A 15,189-nucleotide genomic window follows, 5' to 3' on the forward strand; every position below is an offset into this window, starting at 1 on the left:
ATGTATTTATTGACTCTACTTCATAACTAGGGGATGGGGGCATTCAATCGTCATCTGAAGGGATGCTAATTGATGTAAGCTCCGCGTATGTGGAGTAACGGTTATAAGATTCGATTATCATAACAAACGACTAAGAGATTCTACTTTAGACGAAAGCATGAATGTCATTTTCGATGGATCGGTCAAAGGTATTACGTAGAAGAAACTATACTTACCGGTATAAGAGAATTAAACCTTTAATGGATATGAACACATGTATACAGGAGGTTATAATGACAATGATTTCGAAGAAGTGGAAGCCGCTGATGATCGCGCTGCTCCTGGCTATCCCAAGTCTACCGTTGCAGGTTAGCGCATTGCCTGAGGTCACGGCGGCTGCAGTAGGAACCGATATCTCCAATGCCAGCCTGTCGGCCAAAGTCGGTGATTTAGGCCAGATTGAAGAGCTTTTTATCAACAACAATCCTACGAATAAACAAGGGAAGCCAATTAATTTCGTCCTACCTAACACGACATCGCCGCAGAATGGTACCGAGCACCAGTGGATAGGTGAAATGATTTTCTCTTACCGTACAGGCGCCAATGGACAATTCCCTGACAACAGGGACGGCTTTGTAGAAGTTGATACCAATAAAACATTGGCTGCCGGGGGATCTACACAAGTTTCGACCATTAATCCGGATAACCCCTATATGAACAAGACCTCATCAGCAGACGGCAAGAAGGTAGAAGTTAACTTTATTGGACAGAACCTAAATTCTACAGACCCGCGGGTAATGAAGGGCTTCGATGTGAAATCCGTTTTTGATATGGAGACCGATGACGGTTCAATGCTTTGGGAAATTACGGTGAAGAACAAAAGTAATCAGTATATCGAATTCGGGGATATCGGCTTACCGATGCCTTGGAACAACAAATACCAGACCTTATCCGATACCTATGATGACCGTGTGACGGTGCATAATTTCGCAGGTGCTGACAGTGGATATTCTTATGCCATCCGCACCAGTGGTGAGGGGAACTTTATGCTCTTCACTCCGGTGCCGGAGAGCGGCGCTCGAATCGAGTATGTGGATTATTGGATGCATGAAGCAGGAGAGCGGCGTGCTGCAGACACCTTTAAAAACTGGACAGGAGACAGTGGCGGCTGGTATCCGGGGCTGAACGTACTCTATATCCATTCCAAAGATATCCAAAAAACGGGACGCGGATACTTTACCGATGCTTCCAGCCTCGTATTAGGACCGGATGAGTCCAAGACGTATAAGTTCAAATTCTCAGCAGTCCGTGGAGGAGACAACACGCCGCAGGAAAGTGCCGAAAGCCCAAATAACAGTTCGACCTCGATGGAAGACCGTGAAGCCAATCTCCGGTCCATCCTATATAAATCAGGCATAATTGATGCCGTAGCGGTGCCGGGCTTCCAGACAGCGATCAATATGCCTGTCAAGCTAGGCTTGCACTACGACGACAGTATCGTTGATGTACAATCCATCGATATTCAAAATGTGGCAGAGAATGATCCGTTCGACGAAGCGCATATTCCGGATATCAAGCCTGGGAAGAGCAGAAAGGAAATGGTTGACAACTCGCGGGCCGGACGTGGACTGCCTGACGGGAACCCTGGCTACAACGAATCGGTTGAGTTTGTGGAGACCAAGATCGTAAATGGTGAACAGCATCATATCTATTCGCTTCAGTTTGATTCGATCGGCAATAACAGTGTGCGTATCGAATATAAGCTGAAGGACGGCAACGAATGGGTGGATAAATTTACTCAATTTGAATTCAATGTTCTGGCCGAGCTGGATGCAATCTCGGATGCCCATTCCGAATTTATGGTCCAGCAAACTCAGGATAAGAATCCGGAAAGTCCAACTTATGGTAACTATTTCGACTGGTATCTTACAAGCGGCATGGATCTCAACACAAGCCATTGGGGGGATGACTGGAGCCATGACAACATCAACTTCATGACGATGAAGAACTATCTGGCTCCAAGTCCCGATGAAATTCGCTCTATCGAGACATACCTGATCGACTTCATGTGGGAACGATACATGAAGAATACTCAGGATAGCTACATCGTTGCGAACTGGCTAAAAGACTCTGGAGCGTACACCGACAAAGATAAACCTTATACACGTACCTTCTCCGAAATCATGGAAGCTACCGGATTTTTCAACATGTACCGGATTCAGAAGGCTTATCCTAATCTGATCGAGTACCGGGAATCGCCTCAGTTTTATCTGGAAAAAGCATATAACATCTACGATAAGCGTGTTTCCACCGAAGCCATTGGGTTCTATGGCGAGCAGCAAATCCCGGATATGATTGAAGCACTGAAGGAAGAGGGAATGCAGACCGAGTCAGCCAATCTGCAGAAGAAATTCGCTCTCGACAAGGGACGGAATATGACAAGAGCATCTTATCCTTACGGCTCGGAATTTGAATATGATAATACTGGCGAAGAAGGGGCTTATGCAGCAGCGAAGGCGCTGCGCACCTACTATCCTACAGACGCACTTACAGGTGCAGCTGAGAGAAGTATGGAAATGGCCGATTGGAAAACACGTGCCATGCGCGGAATTCAGCCTACCTGGTTCCATTATTCCGTGCCCGTTTTCCGCGGCGGTGAAGGCTGGTGGAATTTCCAATATACTGCGTCTTTAGCAGGATACATTATGGATGACTGGCTTAGGTATGAGAATGATGGCAGATCGGTGGAGCAGAAGGCAATTGCACAGCAGCGCAATTATGCCGCGAAGATTTCGAACTTTAACGCCGTCAATATGGGACAGATTTCGGCTAATTCAGTTGGCAGCACCTCTTGGAGATATTCGATGTATAAAGGAGGCACAGGTACGAAGGACGTATACGATGGCGGCTCACGCGTCATGAGTAACGGCTGGAATGATTTTTCGGGCGAATCGGAAGAAGGCCTCTATGGTTCCCTTCTCAGCATCAGCTCCGATATAGCTACAGATCCGATATTCGGGCTGTTCGGTTATGGAGCGTTGGTAACTGACGAAGGAGATAGCTACAACATCACGCCGAAAGACGGTTTCGGCAAACGGATCAATCTGATCGATGAGAAAATCTATTTGGAGCTAGAAAGCGATAAAGTAGAAAGCGCTCAAATTCAAAAAGATGGTAAGGGTTTTGCACTTCAGCTCCTGAATCCATCAGGGAAAGAGCATACTTCACGGATATTGTTCGATGGAGTAGGGATGGAGAATGGATACTATACCATGAAGCTGAATGGTGCAGCTGCCGGACAGTTCTATGTTCAGAACAATGAAGGCGTTGCCATGTTTCAGATGGGTAGCGTACAGCGTGCTGAATTAATCATTGAAAAGTCAGCCGGCGGTGAAAATGAAGCTCCGCAAATTACTGTTGAGCTGGCGACACAACATCCACAGGCGTTGATTCCATTGATGCTGAATGGGATTGTAACCGATGATGGCGCGCCGGAAGGGACTCTGTCTTACCAATGGGAAGTGGTCAGCGCCCCGGAAGGCGGCAAGCTAACCTTTACTCATCCGAAAGCAAGCATTACACAGGCTACGGGTACCAAAGCAGGCTCATATACGGTTAAGCTTAGTGCAAGTGATGGACAACTGACTGGCTCCAGCCAGGCGACTTTCGAGCTTGCTTCACCACCGGAGAAACAGCCTCCAGCTATTGGTCAAGTGACTGCGGTTCAGGATGTTGCCAATAACAGTATCGTGGTATTGTCCGGGGAAGCCATTCCTGACCCTGTGCATAGCGAGGCAGAAGAACCCCAGTTGAAGTACACTTGGGCCGTCAAGCAAAAGCCTGAAGGTTCAGCGGACATTTCATTTGTGGATGATGACAAAGCAGTGGCCTATGCGCGTGTTAGCAAGGCAGGCGCCTACACGTTTACCTTCAGTGCGGCAGATGGAGATAAGAAGTCCAGCAAAGATGTAACGATAGAGATCAAGGAAGATACCGTTGACGTTTACCGGGCACTCAGCGTTGTCACCAAGAAGGATATTGAACCAGAACTTCCTAGCCAAATCTATATTTTGTCAGAGGCAGGGTATCTAGAGCAGGAAATCACTTGGGATGCTATTGATCCAAGCTTCTATGCTAGTGTAGGTCAATTTGAAGCCAGAGGAAAGGTCAATGGTAGTGCTTTGGAAGTATGGGCTACCGTACATGTCGTGAATACTGAGCTGCAAAATGCGGCGCTGACAGCCAAGGCTTCCGCTAGCTTCTCTGGTGGCGACGGTTATCCTGAAGCGATGAATAACGGCATTGAACCTAAAAGCTCGGCAGATTTCTCTCCGAACCGAGGTGCCCCCAACAGTGCATGGCATAACTGGGGTAGAGAAGGAGATCCTGCATGGGTGACGTATGAATGGGATCAGCCATTCCTGGCCTCATCCATGGATATATATGTATTTCAAGACAACGGCGGGAACTTCCGTCCGAAGGATATGCAGCTTATGCTTCGCGGCGAAGATGGGAAATGGTACACCCCGCGGGACATTAAGGGATTGGGCAATGAACTTAATAAATACAATACAACGACCTTTGAGCCCGCCTATATTACAGGTGTTCGTATGGACATGAAGCCTTCCGTTAATGGCAGTGGTATTCTGGAATGGAAGGTATACGGCTATACCGGAGCGGTAGATAAGACAGAACTGATCAAGGTCTATAACTATGTAAATACATTAAATGCTTCGAACCTTGCAGATTCAGGTCTTGCGCCAATCGAAGCGGCGAAGACAGAAGCATCTGCTGTGATCAAGAATATGAATGCCACAGACGAGGAAATTGCTCTGGCGCTCGAGAAGTTGCTGACGGATTTGCGTCTGCTGAGTCCGAATGACGGCAATATGGCTTTCCTCGCGAATGCTTCTTCCAGCTACACCTCACCTTGGGAGAGTCTGGCGGCAGTGAATGACGGAAGGAAGGATAGCAACAACATCTCGCACTGGGGAACCTGGGGCCATGAGGGCGCAGAGGAGTGGGTACAATATGAATGGCCGCAGGGTGCATCTATCCGGAGTTCGAATCTGGTGCTGTGGTCAGATGGCGGCGGAATCAAGCCGCCTACCCAATTTGTATATTCCTACATCCCGGCGGATAGCGCAACTGATGAATGGGTAACAGCGGGAACGGTTACGGAGGGAATCAAAGTGGTTGAACATACTCCAGCGGAATCCTCCAATCCGTACACGTTTGACTCGGTGCTGAATGTAAAGGCAGTGCGAGTAACCCTGACCAAGCAATCGCGGGCAGGAGATAACGGTGTAGGCCTATGGGAATGGGAAGTTCACCAGGCCATATCCAGTCCTGATCGTGAGGCTCCAGTAACACCGGCTGGTGTGGCACCGTCCATTCCTGATGGAGATGACGGCAAACTGATCGGTGTGACAACAGAAATGGAGTATAAGAAGGAAGGCGAAGAAGAATATATTGCAATTGCAGGAATTGAGGTCACAGGTCTCACCGCCGGTAAATATTATGTCCGGTATATGAAGACCGGTTCGCTGAGCGCCAGCCTGGATAAGGAAGTCGTTATTCCGGAAGGGCAGGCCCAGGAGCAGGCTGCACCCGATGCGAGTGGGTGGGTAATCTCACACGCCAATTCGGATACCGACATAAAAGGCATAATTGAGGGCTTGAATGATACGATGGAATACCGGAAGCTGGGCGAAGAGGACTACACGCCTGTTACAGGTTCAAGTATCAACGATCTGGAGCCTGGCAGCTATCAGATCCGGTATGCAGCCACAGACAGCCTAAAGGCAAGTCCGCCGGTAACCGTGGACATTCGCAATGAAGCCAAGGCAGACAGAGAGGCACCAACAGCGGAAGGACTCGTCATTACACCGCCTACAGCAGCAGGCGGGAATGATGGCAGAATTGAAAATGTGACTGCCGAAATGGAGTACCGGAAGGCGGATCATGGTAGTTACATGCCGGTTAGTGGAACCAGCATTGAAGGCCTAGAGGCCGGCAGCTACGAGCTCCGGTACGCCGGAACAGATTTGAGCAATCCAAGTCCTGCTATCCTGATCGTTGTGCCTGACGGAACCAAGCAGGAGCAAAGTCCTCCTATCAGTGCAGAGGTCAAGGCTGTAAATGTCAGTTCAGCTGGGGCCAAGGATGGCAAGATCATTGGTGTAAGTCCTGTAATGGAATACCGGCAAGTGGGAGTGGACGCTGGCAGCTGGAATGCGATCACAGGCACAGAGGTTACAGGTCTTGGTAACGGAATCTACGAAGTAAAATATAAAGAAACGGCAACTCATTATGCGAGCCAATCCCTTACTGTCGTTATCAGCAATCCAGTCATCAATCCGAAGCCTACGGAAACACCGCCGTCAACGGATGCACCTGTGTCAGTGACCACACCTTCACCGGCTCCTGAAAACATCAAAGTCGAAGGGAATTTAATTAAGATTGTGGCATCAAAGACGGATCCCAAAACCGGTAAAGCTAAAGGAGCACCCATCCGGCAGGAAGATCTAAATAAGGCTCTGGAGCATGTAAAGGCGAATAGCAGTAATATTAAAAAAATCATGGTGGACATTCCGAAAGCAGAGGGAGCCAATTCCTATGCGGTTGAGCTTCCTGCAACTGCACTAACCGCAGCGCATGCCAACATCATGATCGAGATTAATACGGAATTTGGAACCGTTGCAGTACCTTCTAATTTGCTGAAGTATGTATCAGGTGCCAAAAATGTGGAACTGTCACTGAGCCGGTTAGATACTGTAAAGCTTCATTCAGATGTAAAATCCGTAACAACCAGCAGACCTATTATTGCATTCACTGTTCTATTAGATGGCGAAGAGGTGGTAGCCTTGAATGAACCGGCCGAAATCAGACTGCCTTATACTCCTGATGTTGAAGAATTGGCCAATTCAAAATACCTTACCGTTTCGTACGTGGCTGCAAATAGTACATTTGTTCAGCTACTGAACGGCAAATACGACAGTGCTCTACAAGCCATGGTTTTTCCAGCGGCAAACACAGGTCAATATGCAGTTCTTTATACGAAGAAGTTCTTCAATGATGTCATCAAGGATTCGTGGTACGCACCAGCGGTTGAAACCATGGCGTCCAAAGGATTCATCGACGGGACATCAGCAACAAGCTTTAGTCCCGGGCAGAAGGTTACAAGAGGTGAGTATCTAGCTTGGTTGGTAAGGACACTGGATCTCAAAGCAGAGTTCAACACCACCTTCAGTGATATGAAGCAAACAGACCTCTATTATGAGGAAATCGGAATCGCCAAAGCACTCGGGATCGCCCTGGGCTCGAACGGTAGCTTCTATCCGGAAACGGAAATTGCTAGACAAGATTTGGCTGTGCTGACCATGCGGGCTTTGCGGGCAGTGGGCAAATCCGAGCAGACCCGCACAGCTGAGGATCTCAAGAGATTCACAGATGCGGCAAATGTAGCAAAGTACGCAGTTGATGACATGGCTGCAATGGTTAAAATGGGTTTCATAAACGGGCAAAGCAATGTCATCTTGAGTCCCGACGGAACGACAACCAGAGCAGAGGCTGCTCAGGTTCTGTATAAGATTTTCTTGCAGCTATAATCAAAGAAACCGACCTTGATCCTGTTTTATGCAGGACCAAGGTCGGTTTCTTTTTCAGGTAATGCTTCAAGCATGATGCGGAGCCCAATGTTAATATAAAAAACTGTATAAACTTTATTATTGAAATATATAATATGTGCTCATATTAACTGACTTTCCTACCGATAAACATGGATGGAATGTTAACAGATGGTAAAAATCAGGTTCTCATTCTAGCATGTAGTCAGCAATTTGAGCGGAGGTGGCTTGGGTATCTTGCAAAAGGATACCAATTTTGTGTGGTAAATGAAGAGCAAAGAGGAGAGCAATATGAATGATTAGAAAAATCACAAGAAAAATATCCATTTTTCTTACTGTTGTACTTGTAATGGGTGTAATGCTTTTTTCCTTCGTGTGGTTGTCGAATGAAGTGGAGGCAGCATCTTCAGGTTCCGGTACAGCATCAGACCCTTATATCATTACAACGGCTACACAACTCAATGATATACGTAAATCGATGAGATCTTACTATAAACTGGGTAAAGATATTGACCTATCAAGCTATTCCGATTGGACACCGATTGGAACAAAAAGTGCTGTTTTTAGCGGTGGATTAGATGGAGATGGTCATACGATCAATGGATTAACCATTAATCGTTCTTATCTATCCGATGTCGGCTTGTTTGGATATGTTGAATCTGCTCAAATTCGCAATGTCCATCTAACTGGAGTAAACATAGTTGGATATGATTATGTTGGTAGTTTAGTAGGTAGAATCAATTTTGGAAAAATAGAAAATAGCAGTGCAAGCGGCACAGTAAAAGGATATCGCCAAACCGGAGGGCTGGTAGGGGAAGTGGCTTACTCCTCAGCTGTTGTTAATGGGAGTTCGGCAAACGTAACGGTTGACGGAAACCAGAACTTGGGCGGTTTAATTGGTAAATACAGCAGCTGGACAGCCATGGCTGACAACTCTGCTAGCGGTAACGTCACAGGTACTGGTGGCAATATTGGAGGTTTAATTGGTTATATCGACTGGGGCGGCGGTGTCACGAACAGCCATGCTAGCGGTGATATACGAGGCACCAATCTGAATAGCTCTTCTCTTGGCGGTTTGATTGGTGGAAGTAATTCGACCCTTATAGAGTACAGTTATGCAACGGGCAATGTGTTCTCAATAGAAGGGACAAACCTCGGTGGTCTTATTGGCTCTGGAGGCGGAAATATCGAGCAGAGTTATGCCACGGGAAGTATCACTTCTGAAGGAGGGAGCTTTCCTGAAATTGGTGGATTAGTCGGTAGATCTGACTTTGGAAAAATTTTAAATAGTTACGCCACTGGACAAATAACAGGAAACGCGAATAGCACGCTATTTGGTGGTTTAGTAGGTAGTTTTTATCAAGGCGATATAGTGAATAGTTATGCAGCTGTTCAAGTGCCCACAACCGGAAGTAATAATGGCGGACTGTTGGGTACCGAAGGCTACGGGATCATCACGAACAGTTACTACGACACAGAAGTAGCTAATCAATCCGACACTGGAAAGGGCGAACCGAAGACTACAGCAGAGATGAAAAGCAAAGCAACCTTTGTTGATTGGGACTTTAATTCGATATGGATGATTAATGAAGGTGACGATTATCCGCGACTTCGTCCATATGTGAAGTCCTACTCCGTCTTATATGATAGTAATGGAGGAACGATGGGCACTGTTCCTGTCGACAGTAATCGTTATCCGGAAGGCCATGTTGTCACTGTATTACAAAATACGGGTAATATGGAGCGTGAAGGCTATCGATTTATGGGTTGGAGTACCGATGCACTAGGTAATGGCGGTGTTTACAAAGGGGCAGATACCTTCATCATGGGCACTGCTGAAGTGAAACTTTATGCACAGTGGGCTGCATTGACCTATAAGATCAGCTCAATGGAAGATGAAACACTTTCGAACTTATTAGAAGGATACTTACCTGGTACCCAAGAAACGAAGACGATTCCCATTACCCGTACAGGTACAGGAGATTTGACGAATGTAACTGTGTTAATAAGTGGAGATCAAGCTATTCATTTCGTAATCACTGGGCCATCTGTAACAACGCTGGATGACGGAACGCCCGCGACCTCGTTTACAGTAAGGGTAAAAGATCATTTGCCATCTGGAACGTACAGTGGAACAGTTACCGTTAGTGCAGATCACATGGCCGATACCACCTTTATGGTTAAACAAACGGTGAATGCTAAACAGATACTAAAAGGTGACGCAAACGGTGATGGCCTAATCACTCCCGCAGATGCTCTGATGATTACGCAACATATGAAAGGAAAGATTACCTTGACAGCTGATCAATTCAAAGCGTTAGACATGGACAATAACGGGATTTTGGATAATGTGGATGTACAAATGATTATGGCGATTTACTTAGGAGGAACCGGAAAATGATACAGCGCCTTCATGGTAGCGCGTTAGGTAAGATAGTTTCGTTATTTACGATCGTATGCTTACTTCTCGTTCCTTTCCAATCTGTTGTTGAAGCCGCTGCTTCAACTACCCCTTCGCTAGCTGTTGAGGTGGACGGAACTTCTTATGCTCCTGGCGATATGGTTACAGTCAGGGTAACGGTAGATCCTGGTGATGAAGATTTGATTGCATATGATACTAATGTAAATTACGATGAAAACCGTCTTCAGCTCGTTACCGTAACAGATAAAGCGAGAGCTCTAAAATTTACTAAAGATGATAGTTCATTGGGACGGATTATTGTTTCTGCAGCCTACTTTGGAGATCTTTCCTTCATCTCAAGTAAGCAAGAAGTGTTTGATATTCAATTTAAGATAAAAGATAAAGCGGGATCAGGTGACGCCAAAATACAGATCGAATCCGGTCATTATAGTGATGACGATCAAACTTGGACGGATTTTGCATCGCTAACCTCTGGGAGCGTAAGGGTTCAGGAAGTTATTCATGTTAAAGTTGGCACGGTAACTGGAGCACCGGGTGAGACCGTTGAAGTGCCAGTTTCCATTCTCGAAGCTAATGGATCAACCGCAGCTTATGGGATGCAGCTTGATTTTGATTCCAACGCACTTGCGGTCGAGAAAATCACCGGCTTGTCTGGAGATACGTTCTCCACTTTACAGAACGACCTGGAAGGCTGGTTAAAGGTTTGCTGGGTTGATGCAGAGGGTGGTGATCATGCTCTAAAAGAAGGGGACACTTTGTTCAAGATCTCTTTTAAGATTAAAGAGAATGCTGCTGCAGGCGATGTGCCTATTACAGTAAGCAATCAAGAGGATCCTGGACATCTCACTTTTACTAATGTGCAACTGGAAGAAATGAAGAAAACGGTTATTGATGGTAAAGTGACCATCAACGCAGCACTCACCAATGCTGAGGCACCTTCAATAACCACACAACCAATAGACCGGACAGTAAATGTTGGAGATTCGGCAAAATTAAACATCTCAGCGAATGCAAGTGGTACGGTGAGTTACCAGTGGTACAGCAATGATACAAACCTTACTGATGGCGCAACGATGCTGGTAGGTGAGACAAGTAACACGCTTACAGTCCCGACGATGATGGCTGGAACTACTTATTACTTCGCCGTGGTAACCAATACGGATAGCACCAAAACGGGGCAGATCTTGGCAACACAGACGAGCTCTATCGCCAAGGTAACGGTTGATGATTTGACAGATGCAGAGGCACCCACGCTTATCACAGAGCCGACGGATCAAACGGTAAGCATCAATGAGCCTGTAATATTGAAAGTAGATGCGGTAGGAAGCGGTTCAATAAGTTATCAGTGGTACCAAAGCGAAGATTCTTCCGAAATAGGTGGGATGGCTCTAACGGGTGAAACGGGAAGCTCGCTCGCAGTTCCCACATTTGAACTTGGAACGACATACTACTACGTAGTAGTCACCAACATTGACTCTTCAAAAACGGGAATGAATGCATCTAGCGTGACTAGCCGTGTTGCAAAAGTAGTCGTTAATGAACTAAGCAACGCACCAGCACCACTTATTCTTCTTGAATCTAGCGATCAAAACGTCAATGTTAATGATCCAGTCAACCTAATGGTGAATGCTAACGGGACTGGGCTGCTCAGCTATCAGTGGTATGAAAATGATTCAAATAGTACCGTTGATGGAACTCCAATTTTCGGGGCAACTCAAGATAACTACACTGTTTCGACCGAACAACCCAGTACATCATATTATTACGTCACTGTAACGAATACAGACGATAGTCAAACAGGTAATAAGACTTCAACAGCAACCAGTCGTCCTATCAAGGTCACGATCTCTGCTCTAACTGCTCCAGAAGACAATCATTTGCCTATCGCTACAGATGATGTCCTGCCTTCTATACCGAAAGGGAAAGATAAGGTCACTATACTATTTACAGATCTTACAGGTAATGATTCCGTTGGAAGTCCAAACGAACAGGATACACAGACCCTTACTATTACTAATGTAAGTGAACTAGTGGGTGGGACAGCTTCCATTAGAGAAGGATATATTGAATTTATTCCTGACCCTGGTTTTACAGGTTTAGCTAAGTTCAAGTATACCGTTTCAGATGGATTTAATAGTGCCACAGCTGAAGTTACTTTTGAGATTAATGATCTTTCTCCGTCCATTAGTCTATTGGGAGACACAACAATATATCTGCTCAAAGGCCAGCAGTTCATTGAACCTGGATATAGCGCAGCGAATGTGGAAGGTCAAGATCTCACTGAGAATGTGATCGTAACACGTACCGAGGCAGAAACAGAATATGGAACATACCAAATCAAGTATAACGTTTCTGATTCTGAGAACCGCGCTGCTCAAGAAAAAACACGTACCATATATGTTGTATCCAATTATTTAACTGAGCTTAAGGCAGGTACAAAAAATCTCAGTCCATCGTTCTCATCTGCAGAAGAAAACTACAGTATAACTGTCAACAATGATGTGTCGACTTTACCTATTACAGCTGCGCTTGAAGATACACATGCAACCTTGACGATTGACGGGCAGATAGTGAACTCTGGTGTTGCAAAACCAGTGGAACTTAGTGTAGGTAAAAACACCGTAACTGTTGTAGTCACGACCCAAGGTGGTTTGACAAAGACTTATACATTATCGATAACTCGGCAGGTAGCAACAACTCCAAGCAATCCTGGGAACACAGGTGGAAATAGCAGTGGTGGTAGTACTAGTAGCGGGAATACGAACCCAAGTATTCCTGTTCCTACAACACCAGTAACAGAAGATCCAGGGACCACGAGTCCAGCGTCAAATAATAATGATATATTTAGACCTGAAGTGGTAGAGGCAGACAGTAATGTGGTGTCCAACATCAGTTCAATGGTCCAAAAGTACGCTACACATCCAGAAGGGAAATCCGGTATGGTGGATATTCAAGGTCATTGGGGTGAAAAAACACTTACGATCTTCTCTAAATTAGGAGTATTGAAAGGTTACGAAGATGGTACATCAAAACCAAACAATAGCATTACTCGCGGCGAGTTTGCTGCACTAATCGATCGAATCTTTGTAGTAACAGCAGGAACAAATACAGAACACTTGAAAGATCTTAATGGATATTGGGGATCAGAAAATATTCATAAATTAACTTCTGCAGGTGTATTGAAAGGATATGGAGATGATACGTTTAGACCAAACAATACAATCTCACGTCAAGAGATGGTGGTCATTTTGTCTCGTGTCGTAAACATGAGTTTGGTTAAAAGTAACTCATCTTCTGTAGAATTTAAAGATATTGATGTATCCTATGCAGCTAACGAAATTAAAAAAGCCGCTGAGATTGGTATCATTGAAGGTAAGCAATTCGGGGTGTTTGATCCTAAAGGTAAGGCTACTCGGACTGAAGCACTTCAAATCATCCTCAACACGCTAAATTTGCATTCAGAGATTAAAGAACTGCTAGAATCCTTATAAAAAAAGAAATGAAGAAAGGCTTGGGTGAAAACTGCCCAAGCCTTTCTACTATTTACATTAAGCCAGTTAATTTTACAGAGGAGGTATTTAGGTTTGAAGACTCACTAATATTATGGGTGAAAAGCTCAAATATCTAAATTATCCCGTTGAATCGGTGTAGTTAGGTTGAAATTTGCGGTACATCTGCAGGCTGTCGTCCACTTACCGCAAGCATAATTACAGCAATGATGATAAGTATAAAGCAGAAGATAAATGAGTATCGGTAACCCACAATGCTGGCTACTCCGCCACCAACAAGACTGCCGAGCAGTCTGCCGATTGTGGATGAATTGGAATATAGCGTGGAAGCATATCCTGGCATTCTGGGCAGCAGGTCCTGAATGTAGCTAATTCCAATCGCAGAAATGACGGCGACAAAAACAGCGAGCAAAATTTGTGCTGCAAGCATTTGCCACATCGCGTTCGAAATAAGTATAACGAAATAATAAGCTCCTCCGAAAATAGCCCCGCAAAACACCAAGATTCGATTACTATATTTTGCACTTAGTAGACCGAGTGCAATCATAAAAGGAATTTCCAGCGCAGCACAAATACTGCTGACTAAACCGACATCGCTTGTCGTTCCCCCAAGATTGTTTGTAATAAAGAGAGCCGTGTTTATGCTGCTCATCCAATGAGCGGTATACATGAGTATCAGAATTAGAAAAGGAAGTAAAACATCTCGGTTTTGAGCCAGCCGGAAACTTTTTATTTTCACTTCAGCATGATTGCTCTTCATTTCTGTGTTTGATTTGAGAAAGAGGAAAACAAGCAGAGCAACAAGTAGGAAGGCTCCGATCGTACCTAAAAAGATCCCCTTAAATCCAATAGCAGCGAGCAATAAAGTGCCGATTAAAGGACCAGTGATAAAGCCGAGAGAGAAAGCAGAACGCAAGGTAGAATTAGCAAACGCACGCTCCGTAAATTGACTCTTTATCACTGCTTCTCTGGAAATAGCGAACAACTGGGGCATCCCTGGTGCACCAAGGGCAGTAAACACAGTCATGTAAATGAACAAAATCGGAAAATCATGAATGAACAAATATCCACTAAAGGCCAGGACATTAGCGAGAGTAGAGAAAAGATAAACGCCCTTTCGATTCAAGCCAAGGTCAGAACGTCTCCCGATTAGCGTGCTGATCCATATTCCTGCAATTAGTGTAACGGCTAGATAAAGACCAAACATGCCAATAGATACGCCAAGCTTTTCCGTGAAATAAATTGATAAAAAGGGGGTGCTGAGCGAAATGCCCATTCCTTGTAATGCCATACACATAAAGAGTAAGGCATACGAAGGAATGGAAAATAGGCTAACGAATCGATTGATCATAGTGTCAAATTACTCCTCAGAATTTTTTGTTGTGTAATCACCATACATGACCTTGCTTTATCTCGTCTAATTGTATTTTACTGGAAAATGATTTACATCCATTTGGGGGCTGCCCACTTCGCTATCAACAGGTTGTTTTTAAGGAATTACATAGTCATTTTTAAGACAGTACAAGTTGAGCATGATTCAAGGACCCATTCTGCTGTAAACTATGCTTGAAGCGAGCAAAAATCCCTTTACAAGATAGGGGTAGGGCGTTAAAGTTAACGCAATTATGGACGAACAGTAGATTCTAAAAGA

4 protein-coding genes are annotated in these 15,189 nt (G+C 45.1%); 3 read left to right on the forward strand and 1 reads right to left on the reverse strand.

All coding sequences use genetic code 11. The features are described 5' to 3' along the window. Positions 1-272 precede the first annotated feature (272 nt). The 3 genes from CHH60_RS02845 (at position 273) to CHH60_RS02855 (ending at position 13,520) form a co-directional block, all read left to right on the forward strand. A complete protein-coding gene (locus tag CHH60_RS02845; protein ID WP_176475955.1) occupies positions 273-7,589 on the forward strand; it encodes a DUF5695 domain-containing protein in 7,317 nt (2,438 codons plus the stop codon). Positions 7,590-7,902: 313 nt separating this feature from the next. Next, complete coding sequence (locus CHH60_RS02850; RefSeq protein WP_095357817.1) at positions 7,903-10,008, forward strand: GLUG motif-containing protein; 2,106 nt, start codon at positions 7,903-7,905, stop codon at positions 10,006-10,008. Continuing rightward, the gene (locus tag CHH60_RS02855; RefSeq protein ID WP_095357818.1) at positions 10,005-13,520 is read left to right on the forward strand and encodes an S-layer homology domain-containing protein; all 3,516 of its coding nucleotides are present in this window, start codon (positions 10,005-10,007) and stop codon (positions 13,518-13,520) included. The genes CHH60_RS02850 and CHH60_RS02855 overlap by 4 nt, the downstream gene beginning before the upstream one ends. Positions 13,521-13,680: 160 nt before the next feature. Here CHH60_RS02855 and CHH60_RS02860 read toward each other — a convergent pair whose 3' ends face one another. Beyond that, a complete protein-coding gene (locus tag CHH60_RS02860; RefSeq protein ID WP_095357819.1) occupies positions 13,681-14,889 on the reverse strand; it encodes a sugar efflux transporter in 1,209 nt (402 codons plus the stop codon). Positions 14,890-15,189: the final 300 nt, after the last annotated feature.

The organism is Paenibacillus sp. 7523-1 (assembly GCF_002276415.1).
Classification (GTDB): Bacteria; Bacillota; Bacilli; order Paenibacillales; family Paenibacillaceae; genus Paenibacillus; species Paenibacillus illinoisensis_A.

Coding starts and splice junctions, on each gene's coding strand:
- CHH60_RS02860 (WP_095357819.1), bottom strand. CDS start 14,889: ATGATCAATCGATTCGTTAGCCTATTTTCCATTCCTTCGTATGCCTTA.
- CHH60_RS02845 (WP_176475955.1), top strand. CDS start 273: ATGACAATGATTTCGAAGAAGTGGAAGCCGCTGATGATCGCGCTGCTC.
- CHH60_RS02850 (WP_095357817.1), top strand. CDS start 7,903: ATGATTAGAAAAATCACAAGAAAAATATCCATTTTTCTTACTGTTGTA.
- CHH60_RS02855 (WP_095357818.1), top strand. CDS start 10,005: ATGATACAGCGCCTTCATGGTAGCGCGTTAGGTAAGATAGTTTCGTTA.